Genomic DNA, 25,137 nt, shown 5'->3' with positions numbered 1-25,137 from the left:
AATTCCTGTTCCGCTAGTAATTGCGTTCCTCTGTTAGAAAGATAGATTTTCTAACAGAGGAACAATAGCTCCCGGAAAGGTAAATGAGGCTCTGATTATATATACAATGTTAAGTGGACGTTAGTAATTGATGCCAATTGCTTGAATACATGAAATGTAGAGAGTGAATCGTAATTTTCTAACTAGAGTATTCTGAATATTTTTTATTTTATGTCCCGTTTACTGGGACATCTGTATTGTATACTTCTATTTTATTGATTACTATATGAAATACATTCAGCAGACAGTTTGAGGGGAGGTAAATGAAAGCGTTTACAACTTAAGGAAGAATCAATTATGGTTTACTACTAATTTAGTAGTTGGGAGGATTGATGAAGATGGTTCAGCTAACTGAAAATGAAAATAAAAAGGGTACTCAAAAAAGAGATTACCAAGTTGTTATTCAAAAAGTAAGTAAATCTTTTTCAAAGGGAAGTCGCGATGTGAAAGTACTTGAAGATATTAATCTTCATGTTAAAAAAGGGGAGTTTGTTTCATTACTCGGCCCAAGTGGATGTGGAAAATCAACATTATTAAAAATAATTGGCGGATTGCTTTCTAGCACAAGTGGCAAGTTGTCCATTAATGGGAAAGAAGTTAACAGTCCAAGTAAAAGTATCGGCTTCATGTTCCAAAAAGCAGTATTACTACCTTGGAGAACGGTTGAGCAAAATCTTATTTTACCGATAGAGTTATCCCAAGGTGACATCTCAAAGGCAAGTGAGAGAATTGGTGAATTGCTTGAACTCGTTGGGTTAAAGGGATATGAGAAATACTACACGAAAGAACTTTCAGGTGGGATGCAACAACGAGTTTCACTCGCTCGTACTTTGATGACGGATCCAGATATTTTACTGTTAGACGAGCCATTTGGTGCATTAGATGAGTTTACGAGAGAGACATTGAACTTTTCACTGATGGATATTGCAGAGAAGAGTGGAAAGACAGTAGTTTTAGTGACTCATAATATTAGTGAGGCAGTTCTAATGTCTGACCGTGTTGTAGTAATGGGTATTAACCCTGGTCAAGTTCTTGAAAACATATTCATTGATATTCCGAAGCCAAGAACGGATCAAATAATGGCGACAAAAGAATATGCAGATTATGTACTTCACATTCGAAAGCTATTAGGAGTTGGTAGATGAAATGAGGGCCGCGATGGAAAAAACAATTGTAATGAAGAATACGAGGAAGAAACCTACGATATTTCAAAGAAAAGAAGCAATGTTGTCATTTATTTTATTACTTTTGATCGTTTTTATATGGGAATTATTTAGTAGAGTGGGAATTTTCCATCCATTAATATTGCCAGCACCATCGTTAGTAGTTATTGCTACTTGGGAATTGTTGACGTCATCTTATTTTTATCTTCATTTTGGGATTACATTATACGAGACAATTGCAGGATTTTTCATCGGATGTATCTTGGCAATTGTTCTAGGAGTTCTAGTTACAACTAATTTAACTTTGTATAAGGTGTTAAATCCCTATATTGTTGTTTTCCAAGCAATTCCGAAAATAGCTTTAGCACCAATATTTGTTACTTGGTTCGGTTTTGGATCTACTGCAAAGGTAGTGATGGCAATTACCATTTGTTTTTTCCCTACCTTTATAAATACAGTTGTTGGACTAAAATCGATAGATGATGAAAGTCGACTTCTTTTTAAATCAATGGTTGCGAAGAAAAAAGATGTATTTTTAAAGCTTTCATTACCGACAGCTTTGCCTAATATATTTGCAGGATTGAAATCATCCTTAACATTTGCGCTTATTGGTGCAATCGTTGGAGAGTTTATGGGGGCTAATGAAGGACTTGGATTGCTTCTTGAAACGTTCAATTTTCAGTTAGAAATGCCAAAAGTTTATGCGCTAATCATTATTTTGTCTCTCATGGGGTTAGGTTTGTATCTATTCGTCGAATGGCTGGATCGCAAGCTTATTTTCTGGGGTGATCACGATAAAATTATTTAACTTAAAAGGGGAGATTAGGTTGAACAAAAAGATTTTAGTATTAATCTTGAGTGTTATTTTATTGCTTGGTGCGTGTGGGAAAAATAGTACTAATGAAGCGGGGGCAAAGTCTAAAAGTGGTGATTTAGAAAAGCTCGAACTTATCTTGGCTGCTGAAGGCACAACAATGTATTATGCTTATGTTGCTCGTGATAAAGGTTTCTTTGAAGAAGAAGGTCTCGATGTAGAGCTTATCGCTGGAAAAGGTGGAACATATGTAGTTCAGCAAGTAGGAGCAGGTCAAGTTGACTTTGGTATAACGGCTATTGCAGCTGTTTTGCCGGCTTGGGATAAAGACGTTGCTATTCAATCGGTATATCAAGTAAATTATAAAAATTTGTTCGATTTCATGGTTCCTAAAGATTCTGCTATAACAGATATTCAGCAGTTAAAAGGAAAAAGAATAGGTGTTTCTGATTTAAGTGGTGGAGAAGTACCAATGGTTCGTTCTATTCTTTCTAGTGCCGGATTAACTGTGGATAAGGATGTAACGCTACGAGCAATAGGCTCTGAAGCAACTTCTATTCTTACTGCTTTCGAAAAAGGGGATATAGAGGCATATATTGGTGGCGCTCATGACCTAGTGTCTTTATATGCAAGAGGTTTCGAATCCAAATCCCTTATTCCCGCAGAGTTCCAGGCGCTTCCTTCGACAACAATCGTAGCAAGTGACAAAGTGATAAAAGAAAGACCAGAGCTAGTTGAAAAAGTAAACCGTGCTATTGCGAAAGCAACTGATTTTGCAATCAACGATCCAGATGCAGCGTATGATCTGATGAAAAAAGCAATACCGGAGCAGTATACAGATGAAGAAGTGGGACGTATATTCCTCGATACTTTTATAGATCTAACTACGCTTAAAGATCCTGCAAAAGGATATGGTTATATAGATAAAACTTCATGGGAAAAATTGGTTGAGCAATTTAAACAAGGTGATCCGCCTGTAATTACAGGTGATATTGATCTTGACAAATATTTAAATTCAAGCTTTTTGGAAAAAGCAAATGATTTTTAACTTAGAAAGTTTTGAAGTGTAGGGAGAGGTATACGAGGAGGGCAATTAAATGAGTACTATTGAAACTACTCTAAGAGAAATCAAACTATATATTGATGGGGAATATGTAGACTCGAGTAATAAATCGATGTTTGAAGTTAGGAACCCTGCTACTCAAGAAGTAATTGCACATGTGCATGAAGCCTCTTTTGAAGATGTTGATCGAGCATGTAAATCAGCAAGGCGTGCGTTTGATACAGGACCGTGGAGTACTATGCCTCTAGCGGAGCGTTGTACAAAGATTCGCAGAATGGCTGATATTATATTAGAACGAAAAGAAGAATTAGCAAGTTTAGAAGCCATGGATGTTGGTAAGCCATATCAACTGGCATTGGAAAAAGAGATTCCTCGTGCTGCTCATAATTTGCGCTTTTTTGCAGATTTTATGGAACAACAAGGTGGAGAAACTTATCCAATGGGGGAAGAATATTTAAACTATACACGTTATGAACCAGTAGGAGTTGCTGCACTAATTACCCCATGGAACTTGCCGTTCATGCTAACAACTTGGAAACTTGGACCATGTTTGGCGACAGGAAATACTGCCGTTATTAAACCTGCTGAAACAACGCCATTATCCGTTTCACTCTTAGGAGAAATTGCGAAAGAAGCGGGAATTCCAGATGGAGTAGTTAACGTGATTCAAGGATTCGGTCCCAATTCGGCAGGAGAATTCGTCACAACCCATCCAAATGTCGATCTAATCTCCTTTACTGGAGAGACTTCTACTGGAAAAGCTATCATGAAAGCTGGAGCGGATTCACTAAAAAAAGTCTCTTTTGAATTGGGTGGAAAAGCAGCAAATATTATATTCGAAGATGCAGATTTAGATAAAGCTATCCCCGTTTCTATCCAAGCAGCTTTTATGAATTCGGGCCAAGTTTGTCTAGCAGGATCAAGAATATTAGTACAACGCTCTATTATGGATGAATTTATAAAGCGTTTTAAAAAAGCGGCGTCTGAACTGAAAGTCGGTGATCCACAACACCCATCCACAAATATGGGGCCAGTCGTGAGCGAAGAACATTATAAGAAAGTGACTAGTTACTTAGAAATAGCCAAGGCAGAAAATTCAACGCTTGTTTATGGTGGCAAACGTCCTAAGCTTTCTGCTCATTTAGAAAATGGATATTATTTGGAACCGACTATTTATATTCAGAACAATCCTAAAGCAAGAATAAGCCAAGAAGAAATCTTTGGACCAATTGTCACCATAATTCCTTTCGATACAGAGGAAGAGGCACTGGAAATTGCAAATGACACAGATTATGGTTTGAATAGTGTTATTTGGACAGAAAATTTACAACGTGCACATCGTATTTCTCATCATGTGAGGGCAGGTACGATTTGGGTGAATTGTTGGTTTGTACGCGATCTTCGCGCACCATTTGGAGGTTTTAAAAAGAGTGGAGTGGGACGTGAGGGTGGTCACCATAGCCTTGCATTTTTCACAGAAGCAAAAAATATTTGCATTGCTCTAAAATAACACTTAGGATGTTTATCTAAAACCCCCAAAAATATCGTCAAAAAGCAGCCAAAATAACCATTTTGGCTGCTTTTCCCTTCTTATTTCATCAGTAACTATACCCAAGTTTCTCTGAGATGTTTCTTCCTGCCTGTATTAACTCAGTAGCATAATGGTTCATACGCTGTCTAGACATCCGATTACTAGGACCAACAAGATTTATAGCCGCTACTACTTTCCCAGTGTAGTCTCGGACTGGTGCTGCAACAGAATTTACACTCAGTGTATATTCACCGAAACTTTTAGCGTAACCATTTTTCCGAATTGCAGCCAATTCGTTTTGAAAGACAATTGGGTCGGTAATTGTGTTAGCTGAAACTTTTGTTAACCCTGTCTGTATCATCATCTCTACAATAGAAGGATCTCCATGCGCAAGTAAAATCTTTCCAGAGCTTGTACAATGAGGATAGTTATGTTGACCAGGATGCGTTTCTAGCCGAGTTGAGTTTTTCCCTTCTTCCTTACACAAATAAACTATTTCTTGATTGCTATAAACAACGAGATGCGAAGTTTCGTTACATCTTTCTACCAGATTTTTAATAGTAGGTAGTGCTTCTTTATGCAAGTCATGATGACCGAGAACAATCGAATTTAACTCCAAAACGGAGACGCCTAATTGATACTTGTTTGTTTCTATGTCTTTGGTGACAAAACCTTCAGAAGCAAGAGTGGCTAAGATCCGTTGTACACTACTCTTGCCTATTCCAAGCTCAGCAGCAAGTTCACGTACTCCTTTTTGTGGTTTATCCATTTTAAATGACTGTAAAATTCTTAAAGCATTTTTGACGGAGCTAAGCATATAGTCATTACTTGTACTCACTTGGACCACCTCTGATTGAATTTTTTGAATATTTTATTTTTTGTCTCTCCTAGAGGGACAGTAGTATTGTATCTGTAAGTTTTCTTGATTATCATCAGTATATAACTAAATAACAACAAATTGAAGGAGGTTTTGTAACCGTTTACAAATATATGAAGCTATGATTAATAAATGAAAAGAAACAATCTTCAACTTAGTGATGCTTAAGACGACGATGAATTTAATATTCTGCATTTTCTAACACAGGGTGATAGTTTCAAATAGTTTTATAAACATTTTGTATCTTTGAAAGCGTTTACAATAAATTGTATTGTTTAAACAAATGTATGGTCTACATTATCATAAAACGAAATGGAGTGGTTTTCATGCTTACTGGTCAATCTTACCTTGAAAGCTTAAATGACGGCCGAGTTGTATATCTCAATGGAGAGAAAATTGAAGATGTTACAAAGCACCCGGCTTACCGTAATTCTGCTCAATCCTATGCGCGTATGTACGATGCTTTGCATGATCCAGAAAAACAAGATGTGCTTACAACGATAAACGAGTATGGAGATCGCACACATAAATTTTTCAAAACTCCACGTTCTGTTGAAGATTTGGTAGGCTCACGAGATGCTATCGTAGAATGGTCAAAATTGAGTTTTGGTTTTATGGGAAGAACACCAGATTATAAGGCTTCCTTTCTAGGTCATTTAGAAGGATATTCAGATTATTACGTAGGGTTTGAAGATAATGCAAAGGCATGGTATCGCAAAGCTTCAAGAGATTTACCATTCATCAATCATACGGTTATTAATCCTCAAATGGATCGTTCGAAATCACTACATGAAAACAAGGATGTTTTTGTGCGAGCAGTGAAAGAACTTGAAAACGGAATTATTGTAAGTGGAGCCAAAATGGTTGGTACAGCTGCTGCATTAACCAATTATAATTTTGTCGCAAATTATGGTCCAAAAGAACTCGGTGATGGTGATATAAGCCATGCATTAATATTCTTAGTTCCGATGAATGCACCAGGTCTAAAAATGATTAGCAGACAATCATATGAACTTCAGGCGCATACAAATGGTTCTCCATTCGATTATCCACTATCTAGCAGATTTGATGAAAATGATGCGGTAATTATTTTAGATAATGTGTTTATTCCTTGGGAGGATGTTCTTACTTATAACAACCTAGAAGTGTCAAATGGTTTTGTTCCACAAACGCATTTTGTAAATCGCTTTAGTTTCCATGGATGTGCCCGCTTAGGGGTAAAGCTGGACTTTATGACTGGTCTATTGATGAAAGCTACAGAATCATCCGGTACTAATGGTTTCCGAGGTGTTCAAGCGAATATTGGAGAAGTTGTAGCACTTCGCAATATGATTTGGAGTTTGTCAACAGCGATGGCAACGAACCCAGACGTAGGACGTAATGGTGTTCTTGTTCCTGGTGGAGATGCAGCTAATGCATATCGTGTACTTGCCCCAGAGGTATGGGTAAAGGTTAAAAAGATTTTCGAACAAGTAGTTGCTGGTGGATTAATCCAATTGCCGTCAAGTGCAACTGATTTCTTAAACCCAGAAATTCGTCCTTATTTAGACCAATATTATAAGGGAACTGGAGTTACAGCAGTAGAGCGTGTCAAATTGTTGAAAATGGTTTGGGATACAATAGGATCTGAGTTTGGCGGTCGCCATGAGTTATATGAAGTGAATTATGCAGGAAACCATGAAAATATTCGTTTAGAAGCGATGTATCATTCGATCGGCAGCGGAAACGCAGCTTCACATAAAGCTTTAGTCGATCAAGCTATGAGTGATTATGATTTGAACGGTTGGACTAATGAAACATGGAAAGAAAAAATTGTAACTACTTGAGGAGGGGGTTTGAATGGATAGTCGTGAATTTCGCAATGCGATGGGCAAGTTTGCCACTGGTGTGACCGTGATTTCAACAGATGTAGATGGTGACTATCATGGAATGACTGCAAACGGTTTTATGTCGATATCATTAGACCCGGCTCTAGTTGCTATATCTATTGGGGAACGTGCACAAACACTTAAGCTAATACAAGAAAGTAAACGATTTGGAGTAAGTATTTTAGCGAAAGAACAAATAGATATTTCCAAACGTTTTGCTGGGCAAGTGAAGGCAGAAGAACCATTTCAATTTGATGTTTCGAATGGATTTCCTGTAGTGGAAGGTGCATTAGTTCAAATCATATGTCGAGTAGAACATGAAATCCTAGCTGGTGACCATACTATTTTTATAGGACATCCAGAACAAGTACATGTAAAAGATGGGGAACCATTATTATTTGCAAGTGGACAGTATGCTTCATTGAAATCGGAATATGTGACATTCTAAAACCAAAAAATGGAGGAATTTTAAATGACAAAATTGTATAAAGAACCAATCTTTGATGTAGCGCAAATTGCGCATGTAGAAATTTTATCAAATACGCCTAAAGAAACAATTGTATTTTTTACGGATATGTTAGGGATGCAAGTAATCGAGCAAATTAACAATCAAACGTATTTAAGAGCTTATGAGGATAATTATAAATACTCGCTTATTGTAACGGAGTCTGATGAACCAGGACTTGGTCATGTAGCATGGAGAACAACTTCTCCTCAAGCACTTGAACGTCGCGTAAAAGCGTTAGAAGCAAGCGGAAACGGAATTGGTTGGTCAACGGATCAGCATGGACATGGACCCGCTTATCAATTTACTACACCAGATGGGCACCTAATGGAAGTTTTTTGGGAAGTAGAATATTTCGACTGTCCGGTTGAAAGTCGTTCAAAATTACTTTCAAGAAGTCAAAAACGTCCTCTACAAGGGGTTCCAGTTCGCAGATTAGACCATCTAAACCTGATGTCTTCTAATCCAGCAGCAGATACAGAGTTTTTAATAGAAACATTGGGATTCAAGTTACGTGAACAAATCGTGGATGATGGATATGTATTAGGCTCTTGGATCAGCGTATCCAATTTAATGCACGAATTAGCTATTATGCAAGAACCGACAGGCCAAAAAGGGAAGTTACATCATGTGTGCTATTGGTATGGGGTTCCTCAAAACTTATACGATGCAGCAGATATTTTGAAAGACCATGGTTATTTCATTGAAATTCCACCGAACAAACACGGGATTAGTCAAGCTTTCTGTATGTATGCATATGAGCCAAGTGGTAATCGTATAGAGCTTTTCGGAGATACAGGATATCTTATTTTAGACCCTGATTTTAAACCAATTACTTGGCAAATGAAAGATGTGCCAGGAAATGGCGATACATGGATTGGCGCTGTATTTCCAGATTCATTTTGGAATTATGGAACACCGGTTACAGCTCCTGTCACTTTAGAAGCTGTCGCTGAATAAAAGGAGGCACTTATGGATAAAATAAAAGTTGCTATTTTAGGTTCCGGGAATATTGGAACAGATTTAATGTATAAGTTATTAAAAACAGACGGGTCAATGGAACTCGCTTTGATGGCTGGCATCGACCCTGATTCTGAAGGTTTAAAACGTGCAAAGGAACTTCAAATCCCGATTACTGCAGAAGGTATAGAAGGTATTTTGAAGGAAAAAGACATACGTATTGTATTTGATGCAACAAGTGCTAAAGCACATATTGCGCATGCACGTCTTTTAAAAGAAGCGAATATTATTGCAATTGACTTGACTCCAGCTGCGATTGGTCCATACGTAGTACCAGCTATTAATCTAGCAGAGCATTTAGAGAAAATGAATGTGAATATGATTTCTTGTAGTGGTCAAGCGACGACCCCGCTTGTGCATGCGGTAAACCGAGTAGCGGCTGTCAAATATAGTGAAATTATCGCAACTATTTCAAGCGTTTCTGTTGGACCTGGAACGAGGCATAACCTAGATGAGTTTACGATTACGACTGCAAACGCATGTCAGAAAATCGGAGGAGCACAGAGCGCTCGTGCAATTCCTGTAATTAACTCAGCAGAGCCGCCAATTATAATGAACAACACGGTGTATGCCGTTTTAGAAGAAACAGCGGATGAAGAAGCAGTTATACAATCTATTGAGCAGATTGTTCAAGAAGTGCAAAAATATGTACCAGGCTATCGTTTAAAGAGAAAGCCTTATATTGATATTCGTCATTCGCCTTGGGGTGATTTGCCAACTGTTATTATCCTAAACGAAGTAGAAGGAGCGGGAGACTTTTTCCCAACTTACGCTGGTAATTTAGATATCATGACAGCTGCAGCTCAACAAGTAGGAGAGCAATTTGCTTCGCATCTATTGAAAGAGAAGGGGGTCATTGTATGAAAAAGCCGATAGTGACAGATACAACACTTCGAGATGGCTCCCATGCAGTCAGTCACTCTTTTTCCCCCTCTTTTGTAGGGGAAGTAGTGAGCAAATTAGCTTCAGCAAGTGTACCTATAATTGAAGTTAGTCATGGATCTGGCCTTGGTGGTTCAACAATTCAACAAGGTTTTTCGAAGTATGACGAATGGAAGTTAATCGAGAACGCTGTTGCGAATAAAAAACAATCTAAAATAGCATCCCTTTTTGTACCGGGAATAGGAACAATCCCCGAGATTAATACTGCTGCGGATATTGGGATCGATGTACTACGTATTGCGGTGCATTGTACAGAAGCGGATATAACGCTCCAGTACTTTGAACAGGCTAAAAAGAGAGGTCTAGAAACAGTAGGATTTTTGATGATGAGCCATACACAGCCAGCATCGGTGTTAGCCGAACAGGCGAAACTCATGGAGAGTTATGGGGCAGACTGCGTCTATGTCGTAGATTCAGCAGGGGCCCTAGTCCCAAATGGTGTAAGGGAACGTGTAGCAAAACTCAAAGATTCACTCTCTATTAATGTTGGTTTTCATGCGCATAACAATTTAGGGTTAGCAATTGGTAATACAGTTGCTGCTTTAGAAGCAGGTGCTGATCAAATTGATGGAACATTACGTGGATTAGGTGCGGGAGCCGGGAATGCTCCGACGGAAGTGTTGGTAGCAGTGCTCAACAAAATGGAAATAGACACTGGAATTGATTTGACGATATTAATGGATACGGCTGAAGAAATCATTGCTCCGGTTTTCCATTATCCATTAGTAATTGATCGTGATAATCTAGCAGCCGGTTATGCAGGTGTTTATAATAGCTTTTTGTTACATGTGCGAGAAGCAGCCACAAAATTCGATATAAGTCCAGTTTCTATTATGGAAGAGTTAGGTCGCCGTCATGCGGTAGCCGGTCAGGAAGACTGGATATTGGATGTGGCACTCGAGTTGGCACAAAAACAATTGGTGAAGTAATACAAGTAGTGCCGTTAGTGAAATTCCATTAGCGGCTTTTTCCTACATAGAAAGGAAGGATCAAATGGTATTAATTTCGAAGCTAGCGAATGAACTAATCGAAGCAGAGTATTATAAAGCTCCTATAGCTCCTTTAACAGAGCGCTACCCAGATCTAACATTATCAGATGCTTATCATATTCAGTTGCAATATGTGGAGAAAAAAGTAGAGCGCGGAGCACGTATAGTTGGAAAAAAAATCGGGGCGACAAGTAAAGCTATTCAAACGATGTTTGGAGTAGAACAACCGGACTATGGTCATTTATTTGACACAATGATGTATATGGACGGCGACAAAGTTCCTCTTCAAAATCTACTTCAACCAAAAGTAGAATGTGAGATTGCATTCGTATTAAAGAAAGATTTAATAGGACCTAATGTAACACCAGAAGATGTAATAGAAGCAACCGATTACATCGTTCCGGCAATTGAAATTATAGATAGTCGTATCGAAGATTGGAAGATTAAGTTTGAAGATACTGTATCAGACAACGGTTCTTCTGCATTAGTTGTGATTGGTAGTAAAGCAACTAAACTAGAAGGTTTAGATTTAACTTGTTTAGGAATGAATGTGTTGAAGAATGGGGAATATGTCGAATCAGCGACTGGAGCGGCAGTGCTAGGAAATCCAATTAACGCAATTGCATGGCTTGCGAATGCTTTATCTGCTTATGGTGTAAAACTTTTAGCAGGAGAAATTGTATTATCTGGTGCATTCACAGCTGCTTTAGAAATCCAAGATGGTGACACATTTACAGCTAATTTTGCTCATTTAGGTACTGTTACAGCCTCATTCGATAATGGGAGGGAAAGTTGATGGAAACTATTACAATAGAGAACGTTGTACAAGATTTATTTGATGCAGAAAAAGGTGTAAAAACACTTCCTCAATTCGCAAATGAGTTTCCGGGGATGGATGAAGATAAAGCTTATGATATCCAAGAAAAGCTCGTTCAGAAGAAGTGTGAAGAAGAAAACACGGCAGTTTCAGGATGGAAATTAGGATTGACTAGCAAGGCGAAGCAACAAATGATGGGTGTGCATGAACCTTCCTATGGTGTGTTACTTGAAAATATGGTTTTGATAGAAGGAGATTCACACTCCTTGACTCCTTTTATACATGCTAAATTAGAGCCTGAGCTTGCCTTTGTTTTTAAGAAGGATATACAAGGAAGCTATATTACTCCGGCACAAATAATGGATGCGACAGATTACGTTGTACCAGCTTTTGAAGTAATTGATAGTCGTTTTGAAGCCTTTAAATTTACTTTGCATGATGCTATAGCAGACAATTCATCTTCCTCTCGGTACATTCTAGGAAATCAGTTTATGTCACCGGAGAAAATAGATTTACAGTTGACGGGAATTGTTTTTAGAAAAAACGGAGAGGTTGTTGCCACAAGTACATTGGCAGCTGTTATGGGGAATCCTGCAGTAGCCATTGCGTGGATGGCAAATAAGATCGCAAAAAGAAACCAATTCATTAAAAAAGGGCAAGTAGTTTTAAGTGGGGCCATTACACAGGCAATGCATATATCACCAGGAGATCACTTCGAAGCAACATTTGATGGACTTGGAACGATAAATACTAGTTTTCAGATAGGAGAGTGAAGATAACTATGCCATTCATTCAAATTACGATTGCTGAAGGAAGAACCCCTGAAAAGAAAGAACAATTAATTTATGAAGTTACCGAAAAAGTTTCAGCTGTGATAGATGCACCTATAGAAAATATACGAGTATTGATTACGGAAGTTCCAACTACGCACTGGGGGATTGCTGGTCAATCCATTGCAAAAAGAAAGAAGGAATCGAAATGACAACTGTAGAAGTCAAGGTTAGAAGAGTACTTCATTTTATAAATGGGAAATACGAAAACTCTTCCGACGATCAGACATTTGAAGTAAAAAATCCTGCAACACAGGAAGTGATTGCTGTTGTTTCAGAAGCTACAGAGGAAGATGTAAAAAAGGTTAGTGAAGCTGCTAGAACTGCATTTGATCATGGTCCATGGAGAACTATGTCTCTTTCAGATCGTTGCGATAAAATTCGTCGTATGGCCGAAATTATCCTTGAACGAAGAGAAGAGATTGCTCGTCTTGAAGCGCTTGATGTCGGTAAACCTTATAGTCATGCCTTTACAGGAGAAATTCCGCGTGCTGCTCATAATCTAAAGTTTTTTGCTGACTTTATGGAAAAACAAGGCGGGGAAGTTTATCCGATGGAAGAGGCTTTTCTCAATTATACTCGCTATGAACCAGTAGGTGTTGCAGGCTTAATCACTCCATGGAATGCACCATTTATGCTGACTACTTGGAAACTTGGTCCGTGCTTAGCTGCTGGAAATACAGCAGTTATTAAACCAGCTGAAATGACGCCGCTATCCGTTTCCCTTTTAGGAGAAATAGCAAAAGAGGCAGGAATTCCTGACGGCGTAGTCAACATCATACATGGCAAGGGAAGTGTAGTAGGGACAGCAATTACAGAGAACAAAAATGTCGACCTCATATCATTTACAGGCTCTACTACAACTGGAAAGGCTATTATGAAAAATGGTGCTAATACGCTTAAAAAATTCTCTTTTGAATTAGGCGGTAAAGCTGCCAACATTATTTTTGAAGATGCAGATTTGGATAAAGCAATTCCTGTATCCATCCAAGCCGCGTTCTTGAACTCCGGGCAGGTTTGTTTAGCAGGCTCACGCATTTTAGTGCAACGAACGATTTTGGATTCATTTATTGAGAAATTTAAACATGCAGCCGAATCTCTTGTCGTTGGCGATCCACAAGACGCAACAACTAAAATGGGACCACTCGTAAGTGAAGAACATTTTAATAAGGTAAAACATTACTTAGAGATTGCTAAGAAAGAAGGGGCAACACTTATTACTGGTGGTGGGATTCCAGTACTTGCACCTCACTTAGAGAGCGGCTATTACTTAGAGCCTACTGTTTATTATCATCAAGATCATACAGCTAGAATTTGCCAAGAAGAAATTTTCGGACCGATTGTAACGATCATTCCATTTGACACGGAAGAAGAAGCTTTAGCGATTGCGAATGACACGGAATACGGGTTGAATGGTGTTATTTGGACGGAGAATTTAAAACGTGCCCATCGAATTGCACATGGCGTTCGTGCAGGAACAATTTGGGTGAATTGTTGGTTCGTTCGTGATTTACGCGCCCCATTTGGAGGATTTAAAAAGAGTGGTATTGGAAGAGAAGGAGGACATCATAGTCTAGAATTTTTCTCCGAAGCTAAAAACATTTGTATTGCTTTGAACTAGAGTACCCTCGCTAATATCTCAGGGATTGAAAATAAGGGATATTTAGATTGGCTAAGGTACTTGTTGAGTTTTTCAAATAAAGATATGCCCCAGCATTAAGACTAGTCATTTATCAAAAGTCGTAAGAAGTGAACTAATCACTTCTTGCGGCTTTTCGTATTTTTAAGCTTACGGTCCCTCTCATGTTCATTGTTAAACAAGCATATAATACAAAAAGCAACAAAGGAGAATAAATGCTGAATCGTAGAGTACTAGAAAAACAAGCGATAATGCTAGATGTTACAGCGAAAGACTGGGAACATGCTGTACGTATTTGCGGAGAAATACTTGTGAAAATGGGAAAAGTAAATCCGACTTATGTAGATGCAATGATCAGCAATATTCATGAACTCGGACCTTATATTTTAATAGCACCTGGTATAGCTATGCCTCACGCACGTCCCGAAGATGGGGTTATTCAAGAGGGTATTAGTCTTGTCGTTTTAAACAAGGAAGTCGCTTTTGAACCTGGTAAAGAATTTAAGGTATTAATCGGCTTGGCCGCATTAAATAGTGAATCGCATATCGACATTTTACAAAAAGTTGCGGAGGTGATTTCAAAAGCGAATTCGATAGAGCAATTAAAAAATGCAACAGAGCATGACGAAATTCTTCAGTTATTCAATGAGAAAGAGGAGCATTAGACATGAAAATCTTAGCAGTATGCGGAATGGGCTTTGGGTCTAGCATGATGTTGAAAATGACAATCGAAAAAGTACTAAAGGAAAAAGGTATTACAGCGGATGTAGAAACTGCCGATTTTACCACAGCAACGAGTACCTATGCCGATTTCATATTCACTAACGAAGAATTTGCAAGACAATTAGAGGGAGGAAAAGTGAAAGTAGTTAGTGTTAAAAATATTGCAGATACCAATGAAGTAAGAGCTGGTTTGGAATCAGTATTAAACATATAAGGAGGATAGAGGTATGGCTTTTTTTGAATTCTTAATGAATGAAATTTTAAGCATTCCTGCTGTGTTAGTTGGTTTAATGGTGTTGATTGGACTTGTTGCTCAACGTGCTGCTGCTACAAAAGTAATGTCTGGGACTCTTAAAAGTATTATTGGTTTGCTTATTTTAGGTGCTGGTGCAGGGGTCATTATAGGTTCTTTAGATTCGTTAGGTGGAATTATTGAAGAAGCTTTTAATATTCAAGGTGTAATTCCGAATAATGAAGCGGTAGTTGCTATTGCTCAGCAAATGTTTGGTACGGAAACAGCACTTATTATGGGGTTTGGATTTGTTGCGAATATATTATTTGCTCGTTTTACTCCTTGGAAATATATCTTTTTAACCGGACATCATACATTCTTTATGGCTGCACTGTTATCTGCTGTTTTAGGAACAGCTGGCATGGAAGGGGCTACTTTGGTAATTGTTGGTTCCTTACTTTTAGGCTTTTTCATGGTTTTGATGCCAGCACTCGGTCAACCATTTATGAGGAAAGTTACTGGAAATGACGATATTGCGATTGGTCACTTTGGGACGTTTGGTTATATTTCTGCTGGTTTAATAGGGAAATGGTTTGGCAATAAAGCGAAATCCACAGAGGATATTAAAATCTCAGAGAAATGGTCATTTCTGAAGGATTCTTTGATATCTACTGCTTTAACAATGATAGCTATTTTCATCATTTTAGCTGTTCTAGCAGGATCAGATGTGGTGTCTAATTTCTCTGGAGATCAAAACTATATTATGTTCAGTATTATGCAAGGTATTACATTTGCTGCAGGCTTAAGTATTATTTTACTCGGTGTACGTATGATTCTAAATGAAATCGTGCCGGCATTTAAAGGTATTGCAGATAAACTTGTTCCCGGTGCAAAACCTGCACTAGATATACCGATTGTATTTCCATTTGCACCTACTGCTGTAATGATTGGTTTCCTTTTCAGCTTTGCTGGAGGGCTTATTAGTATGGCGTTTTTAGGTGTCTTATCATTGCCACTCATCATTCCAGGACTTGTTCCTCACTTCTTTACTGGAGCAGGTGCAGGAGTATTCGGTAATGCAACAGGAGGTAGAATTGGTGCTGCTGCCGGAGGATTTGTAAATGGTGTTTTAATCAGCTTCTTGCCAGCATTTTTATTGCCAGTTTTGGGAGAGCTCGGTTTTGCTAATACAACATTTGGTGATTCAGATTTTGGTGTAATCGGCATTATTATTGGATTCATCGCAAATCTATTTAGCTGAAAATTTTTAGGTAGCCTTCTTTTGAGTTAAGAAGAGGGTTACCTATTTTTAAAGGAGAGGTATTTCATTGGTACAATCGATTGAACAACTAAAGCTGACAGCTACAGTACTTAGAAAAAGGATATTATCTACTGCCTATTATAAAAAACAGGGGCATGTTGGTGGGTCTCTATCCTGTGCGGATATTTTAGTTAGTCTATTTTTTTATCACTTATCTATCGATCCGTCTAACCCTAAATGGGAGGATAGAGATCGATTTGTTTTATCAAAGGGGCATACGGCATTGGGGCTATATGCGACACTTGCACTGAGGGGATACATTTCCGAAGAGGAACTTAAAACCTTCGACCAATATGAATCACGTCTACAGGCACATCCAGATATGACCAAGTTAGATGCGCTAGATATGTCAACAGGTTCTTTGGGACAGGGTTTATCTGCGGCGGTTGGTATAGCAATTGGTGCGAAGAGGTTGAAGAAAGGTTTACGTGTGTATTGTTTGATAGGAGATGGAGAATCTCAGGAAGGTCAAATTTGGGAAGCGGCAAATATAGCAGGAAAATATAAGTTAGATAATTTGATAGTTATTATGGATCAAAACGGTCTGCAGCAATATGGTTGGAAAAATGGTCATGGCAGAATGAAACCAGAGAGTAATGGAAAAAGAAAATTCGACAGTTTTGGATTTGACACATGGGAAGTAGACGGGCATTATATGGAAGATTTAATACATGTGTTAACTGAAGTGAAGAGTATGCGGAATGGTCGTCCTAAAGCGATTATTGCCAATACGACAAAAGGTAAGGGTGTTCATTTTATGGAAAATAATTATGTTTGGCATTCTAAAGCTCCAAATGATGAGGAGTATATTATGGCTTTAACTGAACTAGAAGAGAGAGGGTAAACGACATGTCGATAAGTGTACGTGACCAATTTGGAAAGCACTTGGCGCAATTAGCACAAGATGATTCCAAAGTTCTTGCTCTAGATGGAGATCTTGGAAACTCAACGCGTCTAGATTCTATAGAGAAAGAAACAGTAGATTCCTTTTTACAAATGGGGATTGCGGAACAAAATATGGTTGGCGTTGCAGCTGGTTTAGCCTCGATAGGGTTTCAGCCATGGGTGTGCAGCTTTGCCACATTTTTAACGAAAAGAGCGTTGGACCAAATTGTAATAAGTGTTGCCCAGACCAATTTCGATGTAAAGTTAGTTGGCAGTTATAGTGGATTGCTTACAAGCAACACTGGTAAGACGCATCATTCTTTAGACGATATAGCCATCATGACAACAATTCCAAATATGACTGTCATTGCCCCTGGCGATGCTGGCGAAACAGTAGCTGCTATGAACGCCATGCATAAAAATACTGGACCTATGTATTTAAGGTTAACTAGAGATGAAACGATACCCTTATTTTTACCTGATTCGGAGTTTGAAATCGGCAAGGGTAAAACGCTAAGGGAAGGTACAGACGTCTTAATGGTAACTACTGGGAGCATGACCAACCGAGTAGCTGAAGCTATTAAACAAATGGAAGATATGTCAATTGCTCACCAGCATTTTCCGACATTAAAGCCATTTGACAAAGAATTGTTATTGGAAGGTGCTAGAAAAGTTCCACTAGTAGTAACTGTGGAGGAACATTACATACGTGGTGGACTTGGAAGTATCGTTTCAGAAATTTTATCGGAAGAATTACCAAAGAGACTCTATAGAATTGGTGTTCCCGATAGTTTTTTTGGTTGTGGGACGGATGAGGAGTTGCTAGAGGCAAGCGGACTTTCGGTGGAGAAAATTAGAAAGTCCATAGTTGCGCTGAGTAGCAAACTCTTCTGATATTAAACTACAGCCAATAGCCTCTCCCGCAAATGAGCAGGGAAATGTACTTTTGAAGTTTAAAAACTCACCTTTCATCCAATTGGAGGAAAGGTGAGTTATTTTTTTGGTCATAAAATGGAATAAACTCCAGTTCCGAGAGTAAATCTTGCCTGAGCGAGAGTAACCGTCCCGGCTCCGAGAGTAAATCTCCCTCAAGGGAGTAAACAAAGAGAGACCGAGAGTAAATAAGCCCAAACCGAGAGTACCACCTGATCGAGAGCGAGTATTCACCAATCGAGCGCAAGTAAACACATTCAGGACGTCCTTTTGTGAAATAAAAGTACCCGGTACCTACAAAATTAATTACTTGGAAACACCCTTCAGTAAAGTTTGCATAAGCGGTATAGAAAACGACTCTAAACTTCTATCTGTAGTCTGCAATCCCCAATGATATATTGCTCCCATATAGGCTTGGGTAACCATCGTTAACAAATCATCTATTGAAAACGCTGGATCGATTCTATCTTTTTCAATAGCTTCTTCTAATAATCCGCGCAGGATTTTAAAAAGATAACGATTGGATTCTAAAAAGTATGTATGCTCGTCCGATTCCAATGCGGCACTATATATAACCTTCATCAAGTCTTTCCCCATCTCATCCTCTAAAAAACGCATCAATTTCTGCGTGAAAATAGATAGTTTTTCGATCGGGTCCATGTTGGGGGGGAAAGATTTGTATACTTCCAAGTAAAACGTATCAACTTCTTTAAATCGCTCTAAGAAAACATCTGATTTTGTCCTAAAATGCTGATAAAAGGAACCTTTTGACGTATTACTTTTCTTTACTATAGCGTCAACAGTCACTTTATTAAATCCTTTTTCTGCAAAAAGCTTTAAAGCAACTTCTAAAATCTTTTTCTTGGTTTTTTCTCCCCTAAGCTGTTTTTTCGCTAGTTTAGTCATAAAATTCCTCCAATGTATATTGACAGAATAGTATCAATAATTATAATATTAGACCACGGTCTAGTTTTAAAATAATAAACATAATAACTAATGAGAATGATAGTTTTAATTCTATTTCAATACATTGAAAAAAGAAAGCGCTTACCTGAGACCGTATTAAACAATAGGAGGATGAAAATGGATAAAGTTGTTGAATCGCATGAAATTCGAAAGTTGTTTAAAAGTGGGGATCAGATTTTATCGGGAGGGTTTGGTTTATCGGGCACAGCTCTAACTGTAATTGATGAACTACTAGAAACGGATATTACAGATTTAACTGTAGTGAGTAATAACCTGGGGGATCTTGGCCAGGGCTTACATAAACTATTTATCCAAGGGAAAATAAAAAAAGCAATAGGTTCATTCTTTTCTATTAATAGAGAAGCAGTAATTGCTTGGTCAAAAGGGGAATTGGAGATTGAATTATTACCACAAGGTACATTAGCTGAAGCTATTCGTTGTGGTGGAGCCGGAATCGGTGGCTTTTATACAAAGACTGCTGTTGGAACCGAATTAGCAGAAGGTAAAGAGGAACGAGTAATAGATGGAGAAAGATATATTTTTGAGAAGGCGATTAAAGGTGATGTCGCAATTATTAAAGCCGCTAAAGCGGATCGACTCGGAAATTTGATATACCATACGACAGCTAGAAACTTTAATCCAATGATGGCTACTGCCGGGAAAATTGTTATTGCTGAAGTAGATGAAATTGTAGAAGTAGGAGATTTAGATCCAGAATATATTGTCACACCTCATGCATACGTGGATTATGTTGTTCAAAGTAAATATTCCAAAGTAGGGAGTGAATATGTTGAGTCAAGATAAAAGACATGTTATTGCTAAAAGAATTGCAGAAGAATTAAAGGACGGTCAAATAGTCAATTTAGGAATAGGTATCCCAACTTTAGTCTCCGAGTACTTAGAGGATAAGGAGGTTTTCTTACAGACAGAAAACGGCCTACTCGGAATGGGGCCGCTAGCAACGGAAGAAAATCTAGATATCGATTTGATCAATGCAGGAAAAGAACCAGTAACTTATTTGAAGAGTGCATCTTTTTTTAATAGTGCTGATTCCTTTGGGTTAATCAGAGGTGGCCATGTAGATGTCGCAGTACTAGGGATCCTTCAGGTAGATATTAACGGAGAAATTGCTAACTGGGCTGTTCCAAACCAACCAATCTTAGGTGTTGGTGGAGCAATGGACTTAGTAACTGGGGCTCAAAAAGTTATTGTAGCAGCCACACTATTTGCAAAAGATGGAACTTCTAAATTAGTGAACAAACTGACGTATAAAACTAGTGGAATTCGTAGAGTAGATTTATTTGTCTCTGATTATGCAGTTTTTAAATTTACAGAGGAAGGACCTAGAGTAGTAGAGTTGATTGAGCCTATTTCCATTGAGGAATTAAGTGAAAAGATTGGCTTCCAATTGGAGTATTTAAATACTCCCGTAGAGATCAATTAGGAGTAACGGTAACTCATCCGTTGGCTTAGGTATGGAGATACCAAGCATTAATAATTGCAATAATGTTCTTTTAAGAAAGGATGAACAGCTTGATCAGAAAAGTAGGAGTTATCGGTGCAGGGACGATGGGATTTGGTATTGCTTTTCAGTTTGCAATTAATGGAGTAGAAACGAAGTTAGTAGATATTTCTGAACAAATGTTAGAAGTGGCAAAAGGTAAATTCAACACTTATTTAAATTTGTTTCGTGCTGAAGGCTACGATATTAGATTTACAGACGAAGAGGTTATGTCTCATATTACCTTTACGACAGATTTCAGAGATTTAGCAAATGCCGATTTAGTTATTGAAAGTGTCACCGAAAATTTAACTTTAAAGCAAAATATATTCAAGGAATTAGATGAAATTTGTGAAGCAAAAACAATACTGGCATCAAATACTTCTAGTTTAAAGTATTCAGATATTACAAGACATGTGACGAAACATAAGGATCGAACATTATTGACGCACTTCTTTAATCCGGCACATATCGTTCCATTAGTAGAACTTTTAAGATCAAGTGATACTAGCGATGAAGTCTTCAATGAAGTTAAAACCTTTTTGGAGAAAAAAAACAAAGTAACAATAGAAGTGAAAAAAGAGGTTGCTGGACTCGTTGCGAATAGAATACAAGCTGCGATGGTGAGAGAGGCTCTTTCCTTAATAGAAGATGGTGTGGTGTCTGAAAAGGATCTTGATACCGCTATTTTTGAAGGACCGGGATTCCGTTTTTCGACAAGTGGACTTCTGAAAATTATGGACTTCGGAGGTTTGGATGTATGGAAAGCTGTAATGGATGGACTTCAGCCGGAAATTGAGTCTGGTGTCAGATCCTTTAAAAAAATTGAACAAAAGGTTGAAGAAGGAACTATCGGTGTTAAATCCGGAAAAGGCTTCTATGACTATCCAGGTAAAAGTTTTGATGGTTTTGTAATCGATCGAGATGCTGAATTGGTTAGACACCTACTTACGACACATTCAAATTTGAAAGTAAAAGAGGGAATCACTACTTGAGTAAACAAAGAACAGTAATTGTAACCGGTGGAGCGGGTGGATTGGGTTATGCTATTTCCAAAAAATTTGTCGCTCAAAATGATTTTGTTTTTGTAGCAGATCTTAATCAAGAGGCAGCAGAAAAGGCAGCAAGTGAATTAGGCGAGAACGCTAGAGGAATTGCACTAGATGTGACGAACGAAGAGAGTGTTCAAGCAGTCATTCAATCTATTATTGATGAAAGAAGATATATTGAAGTACTAGTGAATAACGCCGGGTTACAACATAGAGCACCAGTGGATGAGTTTCCTTTAGAAAAGTGGGATTTACTAATTAGTGTCATGTTAACGGGTGTGTTTTTAATGACTAAGCATGTTTTCCCGTTTATGAAAGAAAAAGAGTTTGGCAGAATTGTTAATATTTCATCTGTTCATGGGAAGATGGCGAGCCCTGAGAAGGTTGCATACGTTGCAGCGAAGCATGGTGTAATTGGTGTAACCAGTGTGACATCTATAGAAGGAGCTCCTTTTAATATTACTGTGAACTCTATTTTACCAGGTCCTGTTCGCACACCGCTCCTTCAAAGACAGCTAGATGATTTGATGGAGGTTGGCAAAACAGAACAGGAAGCATTGGAAACCATTCTTTATCCAAGACAGTCGATGAACAGACTTATATTACCGGAAGAGGTTGCATCGGGGGTAGTGTATCTCTCAGCCAATGAAGCAAGCGGAATTTCAGGTGAGCATTTAAGTATTTCAGGTGGAATGTAATAAAAAAACAAGGGGGAAATAACAGGTGACAACATACATTATTGATGGAGCAAGAACACCTTTTGGAAGCTTCGGAGGTTCTCTGAAGGATGTAAGTGATATTGATCTAGGCGTTATAGCAACAAAGGAAGCTATTAAACGAAGTGGAATTCCTGTTTCAGATATCGATGAAATTATTGTCGGAAATATTATACAAACTAGTGGGGATTCTGCTTATCTAGCAAGACATATTGGTCTGAAAAGTGGAATGCTTGAATCATCAAGTGCACTTACACTTAACCGACTCTGTGGATCTAGTATGCAGTCTATCGTCTCAGGAGCACAATCAATTGAACTTGGGGATGCGAATGTGATTGTTGCTGGAGGTACGGAAAGTATGAGTTTAGCTCCCCATGTATTAAGAGGAACTCGTTTCGGTTCACCAAACAAAGCACCTCTAGTAGAGGATATGCTTTGGGACACTTTAACGGATACATACGTTGGGTGCGGTATGGGAATGACAGCTGAGAATCTAGCTGTAAAATATGATATTTCTCGCGAAGAACAGGACGAATTTGCAGTCGTATCACAGGAAAGAGCTGTACAAGCTAGAGACAATGGCCGATTTGCTGAGGAAATTGCACCGGTGACGGTTAAAGGTAAAAAGGGCGATGTTGTTGTTGATACGGATGAATACATTCGAGATGGTGCAACAATGGAAGGTTTAGCTAAATTAAAGCCAGCATTTAAAAAAGATGGAACGGTTACCCCGGGTAATGCAAGTGGGATTAACGATGGAGCTGCTGCCGTTTTACTGGCATCTGAGGCTTATGTGAATGAACATAATTTAAAGCCATTAGCTAAGATTGTTTCTTGGGGTGTAGCAGGTGTTGACCCTTCTATTATGGGTATTGGTCCAGTTCCTGCGAGTAAAAAAGCTTTAGAAAAAGCTGGTTTAACTTTAGATGATATTGGTTTATTTGAACTAAATGAAGCATTTGCAGCTCAGTCGTTAGCGGTTGTAAAAGAGTTAGGTCTTGATATGGAAAAAGTAAACGTTAACGGTGGAGCCGTTGCATTGGGGCATCCGGTTGGTGCAAGTGGGACAAGGATTACGTATTCTTTAGCAGTTGAAATGAAAAAACGAAATGTCCGTTATGGTTTAGCATCGCTTTGCATTGGTGGGGGTCAAGGTATTGCGATAATTCTAGAAAATGTGAACTAAAAAAATAGGATGGGAAAATGAAATGCAAAAATTACCTTACAAAGGGGATCTTAGTTAATGAATCCAACAGTGAATGCACTCGAAAAAAGAGTAGTAAGTAAAACGATGATACGTATCCTTCCATTTATCTTAATCTTATATATTATTGCCTATTTAGACCGCGTTAATCTTGGTTATGCAGCCTTACAAATGAACGCTGAATTAGCGTTAACTGCTGAAGTTTTCGGACTTCTGTCTGGTATTTTCTTTATCGGTTATTTCTTTTTCGAAGTACCTAGTAATATGATAATGCATAAAGTAGGTCCGAAAATTTGGATTGCCCGCATTATGCTAACTTGGGGAATTGTAGTTATACTAACTGGATTTGCACAAACAACTATGCATTTATATATTCTACGGTTTTTATTGGGGGTCGCTGAAGCAGGTTTCTTCCCAGGAGTTATTTTATATTTAACCTATTGGTTCAGAAATCGTGAAAGAGGAAAAGCAACTGCCGTACTATTACTAGCTTTACCAATTGGTGGGTTGATAGGTGCACCATTGTCTACATGGATTTTAGATAATATTGCTTGGTTAAGTATGTCCGGCTGGAGATGGATGTTTATTCTAGAAGGTATTCCTGCTCTTATTTTAGGAGTCGTAGTTCTATTTTATATGACTAATCGACCAACAAATGCTAAATGGTTAACTCAGGAAGAAAAGGATTGGTTAGAGGGAGAGCTTGAAGCCGAGCGACAAGCAAGCAAGAAAGTGAATAAAGTATCTAAATTAGAAATGTTAAAAGACTTAAAAATTTGGAAGCTGTCTCTACTTTATTTTGCAGCATATACTGGAATCTATGGTTTGTCATTTTGGATGCCAACGATTATAAAATCATTATCCGCTACTGCTACAACAAACTTAGAAATAGGCTGGTTAGCTATGATCCCATCTATTGTAGGAATTCCAGCTATTTTGTTCGTCGGATGGAATGCGGACAGAACAAATGCGTATAAAAACCACTTACTTGTTTGTTTCCTAATTTCAGTTTTAGGATTTATCGGATGTGGATTTTCTAGTAGCGTCTTTATGATGGTTCTTATGCTAGCTATTACATCTGCGGGCTTGTATGGATTTACTGGATGTTTCTTTGCATATTTAACTTTCTTCTTTACAGATTCAACTGCTCCAGTTGGAATTGCAGTAGTTAATTCATTTGCAGCATTAGGTGGTTTTGTAGGGCCAATGATTTTAGGATCTGTAGCCTTTACTTCTGGAATGTTCATCATTGCAGGACTACTTATAATAGGAGCAATCACATTAATGACTTTAAAATTATCAACAGAACGAAAAGAAGGAAAGCTTACTAGAGTAAATATTAAGACTGAAACTTCACTGTAACTGTAATTTCAACTATGCATCAAGCCTTATAACTCTCCTTACGTCCGACTGGGCGAATGGAGAGTTATATTTTTGGTTATTAAATGGGTTCCGCAAGTAAATCCAGCCCGAGCGAGAGTATTCGACGCGGGTCCGAGAGTAATGTCCG

General features: G+C 38.3%; 26 protein-coding genes. 24 read left to right on the top strand and 2 right to left on the bottom strand.

Annotated features, from left to right (window positions below; all coding sequences use genetic code 11):
- Window positions 1–377 precede the first annotated feature (377 nt).
- Genes ACIQX2_RS03075 through ACIQX2_RS03060 form a run of 4 tightly spaced genes read left to right on the top strand, consistent with a single transcriptional unit; the run spans window position 378 to window position 4,589 of the window.
- Window positions 378–1,184 (top strand): ABC transporter ATP-binding protein, encoded by an 807-nt coding sequence (locus ACIQX2_RS03075; RefSeq protein ID WP_402846835.1) that lies wholly within the window; start codon window positions 378–380, stop codon window positions 1,182–1,184.
- 13 nt (window positions 1,185–1,197) lie between these two features.
- Window positions 1,198–2,010 carry an ABC transporter permease gene (locus ACIQX2_RS03070; RefSeq protein WP_402846833.1) on the top strand — a complete coding sequence of 271 codons (813 nt, stop codon included), beginning with the start codon at window positions 1,198–1,200 and terminating at the stop codon, window positions 2,008–2,010.
- Window positions 2,011–2,029: 19 nt separating this feature from the next.
- Window positions 2,030–3,064, top strand: a complete 1,035-nt coding sequence (locus tag ACIQX2_RS03065; protein WP_402846831.1) for an ABC transporter substrate-binding protein — start codon at window positions 2,030–2,032, stop codon at window positions 3,062–3,064.
- Window positions 3,065–3,113: 49 nt separating this feature from the next.
- Window positions 3,114–4,589, top strand: coding sequence for an aldehyde dehydrogenase (locus tag ACIQX2_RS03060; RefSeq protein ID WP_402846830.1), 1,476 nt, complete (start codon window positions 3,114–3,116; stop codon window positions 4,587–4,589).
- Between the two features lie 88 nt (window positions 4,590–4,677).
- On the opposite strand, the gene ACIQX2_RS03055 is transcribed toward ACIQX2_RS03060, so the two are convergent.
- A complete protein-coding gene (locus ACIQX2_RS03055) occupies window positions 4,678–5,448 on the bottom strand; it encodes an IclR family transcriptional regulator (RefSeq protein ID WP_402846828.1) in 771 nt (256 codons plus the stop codon).
- A gap of 365 nt (window positions 5,449–5,813) precedes the next feature.
- On the opposite strand from ACIQX2_RS03055, the gene ACIQX2_RS03050 reads away from it, so the two are divergent.
- The 14 genes from ACIQX2_RS03050 to ACIQX2_RS02985 all read left to right on the top strand — a co-directional run bounded on the left by ACIQX2_RS03050 (window position 5,814) and on the right by ACIQX2_RS02985 (window position 18,152).
- The gene (locus ACIQX2_RS03050) at window positions 5,814–7,313 is read left to right on the top strand and encodes a 4-hydroxyphenylacetate 3-hydroxylase family protein (RefSeq protein ID WP_402846825.1); all 1,500 of its coding nucleotides are present in this window, start codon (window positions 5,814–5,816) and stop codon (window positions 7,311–7,313) included.
- Window positions 7,314–7,326: 13 nt separating this feature from the next.
- A complete protein-coding gene (locus ACIQX2_RS03045) occupies window positions 7,327–7,803 on the top strand; it encodes a flavin reductase family protein (protein ID WP_402846823.1) in 477 nt (158 codons plus the stop codon).
- 24 nt (window positions 7,804–7,827) lie between these two features.
- Window positions 7,828–8,820 (top strand): catechol 2,3-dioxygenase, encoded by a 993-nt coding sequence (locus tag ACIQX2_RS03040; RefSeq protein WP_402846821.1) that lies wholly within the window; start codon window positions 7,828–7,830, stop codon window positions 8,818–8,820.
- A 12-nt stretch (window positions 8,821–8,832) separates the two neighbouring features.
- The gene (locus ACIQX2_RS03035) at window positions 8,833–9,744 is read left to right on the top strand and encodes an acetaldehyde dehydrogenase (acetylating) (RefSeq protein ID WP_402846819.1); all 912 of its coding nucleotides are present in this window, start codon (window positions 8,833–8,835) and stop codon (window positions 9,742–9,744) included.
- The gene (gene dmpG / locus ACIQX2_RS03030; protein WP_402846816.1) at window positions 9,741–10,751 is read left to right on the top strand and encodes a 4-hydroxy-2-oxovalerate aldolase; all 1,011 of its coding nucleotides are present in this window, start codon (window positions 9,741–9,743) and stop codon (window positions 10,749–10,751) included. Before ACIQX2_RS03035 ends, dmpG begins: the two co-directional genes overlap by 4 nt.
- A gap of 64 nt (window positions 10,752–10,815) precedes the next feature.
- A complete protein-coding gene (locus ACIQX2_RS03025; protein ID WP_402846814.1) occupies window positions 10,816–11,607 on the top strand; it encodes a 2-keto-4-pentenoate hydratase in 792 nt (263 codons plus the stop codon).
- Window positions 11,607–12,401: a 2-keto-4-pentenoate hydratase gene (locus ACIQX2_RS03020; protein WP_402846812.1), complete on the top strand. Its 795-nt coding sequence runs from the start codon at window positions 11,607–11,609 to the stop codon at window positions 12,399–12,401. Before ACIQX2_RS03025 ends, ACIQX2_RS03020 begins: the two co-directional genes overlap by 1 nt.
- Before the next feature lie 8 nt (window positions 12,402–12,409).
- Window positions 12,410–12,610: a 4-oxalocrotonate tautomerase gene (locus ACIQX2_RS03015; RefSeq protein WP_402846811.1), complete on the top strand. Its 201-nt coding sequence runs from the start codon at window positions 12,410–12,412 to the stop codon at window positions 12,608–12,610.
- Window positions 12,607–14,079 carry an aldehyde dehydrogenase gene (locus tag ACIQX2_RS03010; RefSeq protein ID WP_402846810.1) on the top strand — a complete coding sequence of 491 codons (1,473 nt, stop codon included), beginning with the start codon at window positions 12,607–12,609 and terminating at the stop codon, window positions 14,077–14,079. Before ACIQX2_RS03015 ends, ACIQX2_RS03010 begins: the two co-directional genes overlap by 4 nt.
- A gap of 233 nt (window positions 14,080–14,312) precedes the next feature.
- Window positions 14,313–14,762, top strand: coding sequence for a PTS mannitol transporter subunit IIA (locus ACIQX2_RS03005; protein WP_402846808.1), 450 nt, complete (start codon window positions 14,313–14,315; stop codon window positions 14,760–14,762).
- A gap of 2 nt (window positions 14,763–14,764) precedes the next feature.
- Window positions 14,765–15,034 (top strand): PTS sugar transporter subunit IIB, encoded by a 270-nt coding sequence (locus ACIQX2_RS03000; RefSeq protein WP_402846806.1) that lies wholly within the window; start codon window positions 14,765–14,767, stop codon window positions 15,032–15,034.
- A 13-nt stretch (window positions 15,035–15,047) separates the two neighbouring features.
- Window positions 15,048–16,313, top strand: coding sequence for a PTS ascorbate transporter subunit IIC (locus tag ACIQX2_RS02995; RefSeq protein WP_402846804.1), 1,266 nt, complete (start codon window positions 15,048–15,050; stop codon window positions 16,311–16,313).
- A gap of 67 nt (window positions 16,314–16,380) precedes the next feature.
- A complete protein-coding gene (locus ACIQX2_RS02990) occupies window positions 16,381–17,217 on the top strand; it encodes a transketolase (protein ID WP_402846802.1) in 837 nt (278 codons plus the stop codon).
- A 5-nt stretch (window positions 17,218–17,222) separates the two neighbouring features.
- A complete protein-coding gene (locus ACIQX2_RS02985) occupies window positions 17,223–18,152 on the top strand; it encodes a transketolase family protein (RefSeq protein ID WP_402846800.1) in 930 nt (309 codons plus the stop codon).
- A gap of 345 nt (window positions 18,153–18,497) precedes the next feature.
- Here the strand turns inward: ACIQX2_RS02985 and ACIQX2_RS02980 are convergent, their stop codons facing one another.
- Window positions 18,498–19,097, bottom strand: coding sequence for a TetR/AcrR family transcriptional regulator (locus ACIQX2_RS02980; RefSeq protein WP_402846799.1), 600 nt, complete (start codon window positions 19,095–19,097; stop codon window positions 18,498–18,500).
- 177 nt (window positions 19,098–19,274) lie between these two features.
- Here ACIQX2_RS02980 and ACIQX2_RS02975 point away from each other — a divergent pair, with 177 nt between their 5' ends.
- The 6 genes from ACIQX2_RS02975 (at window position 19,275) to ACIQX2_RS02950 (ending at window position 24,989) form a co-directional block, all read left to right on the top strand.
- The gene (locus tag ACIQX2_RS02975) at window positions 19,275–19,961 is read left to right on the top strand and encodes a CoA transferase subunit A (RefSeq protein ID WP_402846797.1); all 687 of its coding nucleotides are present in this window, start codon (window positions 19,275–19,277) and stop codon (window positions 19,959–19,961) included.
- Entirely contained in the window at window positions 19,945–20,601 is a 657-nt protein-coding gene (locus tag ACIQX2_RS02970) for a 3-oxoacid CoA-transferase subunit B (RefSeq protein WP_402846795.1), read from the top strand. The genes ACIQX2_RS02975 and ACIQX2_RS02970 overlap by 17 nt, the downstream gene beginning before the upstream one ends.
- An 89-nt stretch (window positions 20,602–20,690) precedes the next feature.
- Complete coding sequence (locus tag ACIQX2_RS02965; protein ID WP_402846792.1) at window positions 20,691–21,653, top strand: 3-hydroxyacyl-CoA dehydrogenase family protein; 963 nt, start codon at window positions 20,691–20,693, stop codon at window positions 21,651–21,653.
- Entirely contained in the window at window positions 21,650–22,405 is a 756-nt protein-coding gene (locus tag ACIQX2_RS02960; RefSeq protein ID WP_402846788.1) for a 3-hydroxybutyrate dehydrogenase, read from the top strand. The genes ACIQX2_RS02965 and ACIQX2_RS02960 overlap by 4 nt, the downstream gene beginning before the upstream one ends.
- Before the next feature lie 25 nt (window positions 22,406–22,430).
- Window positions 22,431–23,609: an acetyl-CoA C-acetyltransferase gene (locus tag ACIQX2_RS02955; RefSeq protein ID WP_402846786.1), complete on the top strand. Its 1,179-nt coding sequence runs from the start codon at window positions 22,431–22,433 to the stop codon at window positions 23,607–23,609.
- Window positions 23,610–23,666: 57 nt separating this feature from the next.
- The gene (locus ACIQX2_RS02950; protein WP_402846783.1) at window positions 23,667–24,989 is read left to right on the top strand and encodes an MFS transporter; all 1,323 of its coding nucleotides are present in this window, start codon (window positions 23,667–23,669) and stop codon (window positions 24,987–24,989) included.
- Window positions 24,990–25,137 lie beyond the last annotated feature (148 nt).

This window comes from Psychrobacillus sp. NPDC096623, from assembly GCF_044762655.1.
GTDB lineage: Bacteria > Bacillota > Bacilli > Bacillales_A > Planococcaceae > Psychrobacillus.
The sequence above is the reverse complement of the archived record's forward strand: the minus strand, read 5'-3'. Positions and strand labels throughout refer to the sequence as shown.

Coding starts and splice junctions, on each gene's coding strand:
- ACIQX2_RS03020 (WP_402846812.1), top strand. CDS start 11,607: ATGGAAACTATTACAATAGAGAACGTTGTACAAGATTTATTTGATGCA.
- ACIQX2_RS02950 (WP_402846783.1), top strand. CDS start 23,667: ATGAATCCAACAGTGAATGCACTCGAAAAAAGAGTAGTAAGTAAAACG.
- ACIQX2_RS03050 (WP_402846825.1), top strand. CDS start 5,814: ATGCTTACTGGTCAATCTTACCTTGAAAGCTTAAATGACGGCCGAGTT.
- ACIQX2_RS02985 (WP_402846800.1), top strand. CDS start 17,223: ATGTCGATAAGTGTACGTGACCAATTTGGAAAGCACTTGGCGCAATTA.
- ACIQX2_RS03075 (WP_402846835.1), top strand. CDS start 378: ATGGTTCAGCTAACTGAAAATGAAAATAAAAAGGGTACTCAAAAAAGA.
- ACIQX2_RS02970 (WP_402846795.1), top strand. CDS start 19,945: ATGTTGAGTCAAGATAAAAGACATGTTATTGCTAAAAGAATTGCAGAA.
- ACIQX2_RS02995 (WP_402846804.1), top strand. CDS start 15,048: ATGGCTTTTTTTGAATTCTTAATGAATGAAATTTTAAGCATTCCTGCT.
- ACIQX2_RS02975 (WP_402846797.1), top strand. CDS start 19,275: ATGGATAAAGTTGTTGAATCGCATGAAATTCGAAAGTTGTTTAAAAGT.
- ACIQX2_RS03010 (WP_402846810.1), top strand. CDS start 12,607: ATGACAACTGTAGAAGTCAAGGTTAGAAGAGTACTTCATTTTATAAAT.
- ACIQX2_RS03015 (WP_402846811.1), top strand. CDS start 12,410: ATGCCATTCATTCAAATTACGATTGCTGAAGGAAGAACCCCTGAAAAG.
- ACIQX2_RS03000 (WP_402846806.1), top strand. CDS start 14,765: ATGAAAATCTTAGCAGTATGCGGAATGGGCTTTGGGTCTAGCATGATG.
- ACIQX2_RS02980 (WP_402846799.1), bottom strand. CDS start 19,097: ATGACTAAACTAGCGAAAAAACAGCTTAGGGGAGAAAAAACCAAGAAA.
- ACIQX2_RS03045 (WP_402846823.1), top strand. CDS start 7,327: ATGGATAGTCGTGAATTTCGCAATGCGATGGGCAAGTTTGCCACTGGT.
- ACIQX2_RS03070 (WP_402846833.1), top strand. CDS start 1,198: ATGGAAAAAACAATTGTAATGAAGAATACGAGGAAGAAACCTACGATA.
- ACIQX2_RS03060 (WP_402846830.1), top strand. CDS start 3,114: ATGAGTACTATTGAAACTACTCTAAGAGAAATCAAACTATATATTGAT.
- dmpG (WP_402846816.1), top strand. CDS start 9,741: ATGAAAAAGCCGATAGTGACAGATACAACACTTCGAGATGGCTCCCAT.
- ACIQX2_RS03040 (WP_402846821.1), top strand. CDS start 7,828: ATGACAAAATTGTATAAAGAACCAATCTTTGATGTAGCGCAAATTGCG.
- ACIQX2_RS03005 (WP_402846808.1), top strand. CDS start 14,313: ATGCTGAATCGTAGAGTACTAGAAAAACAAGCGATAATGCTAGATGTT.
- ACIQX2_RS03035 (WP_402846819.1), top strand. CDS start 8,833: ATGGATAAAATAAAAGTTGCTATTTTAGGTTCCGGGAATATTGGAACA.
- ACIQX2_RS03025 (WP_402846814.1), top strand. CDS start 10,816: ATGGTATTAATTTCGAAGCTAGCGAATGAACTAATCGAAGCAGAGTAT.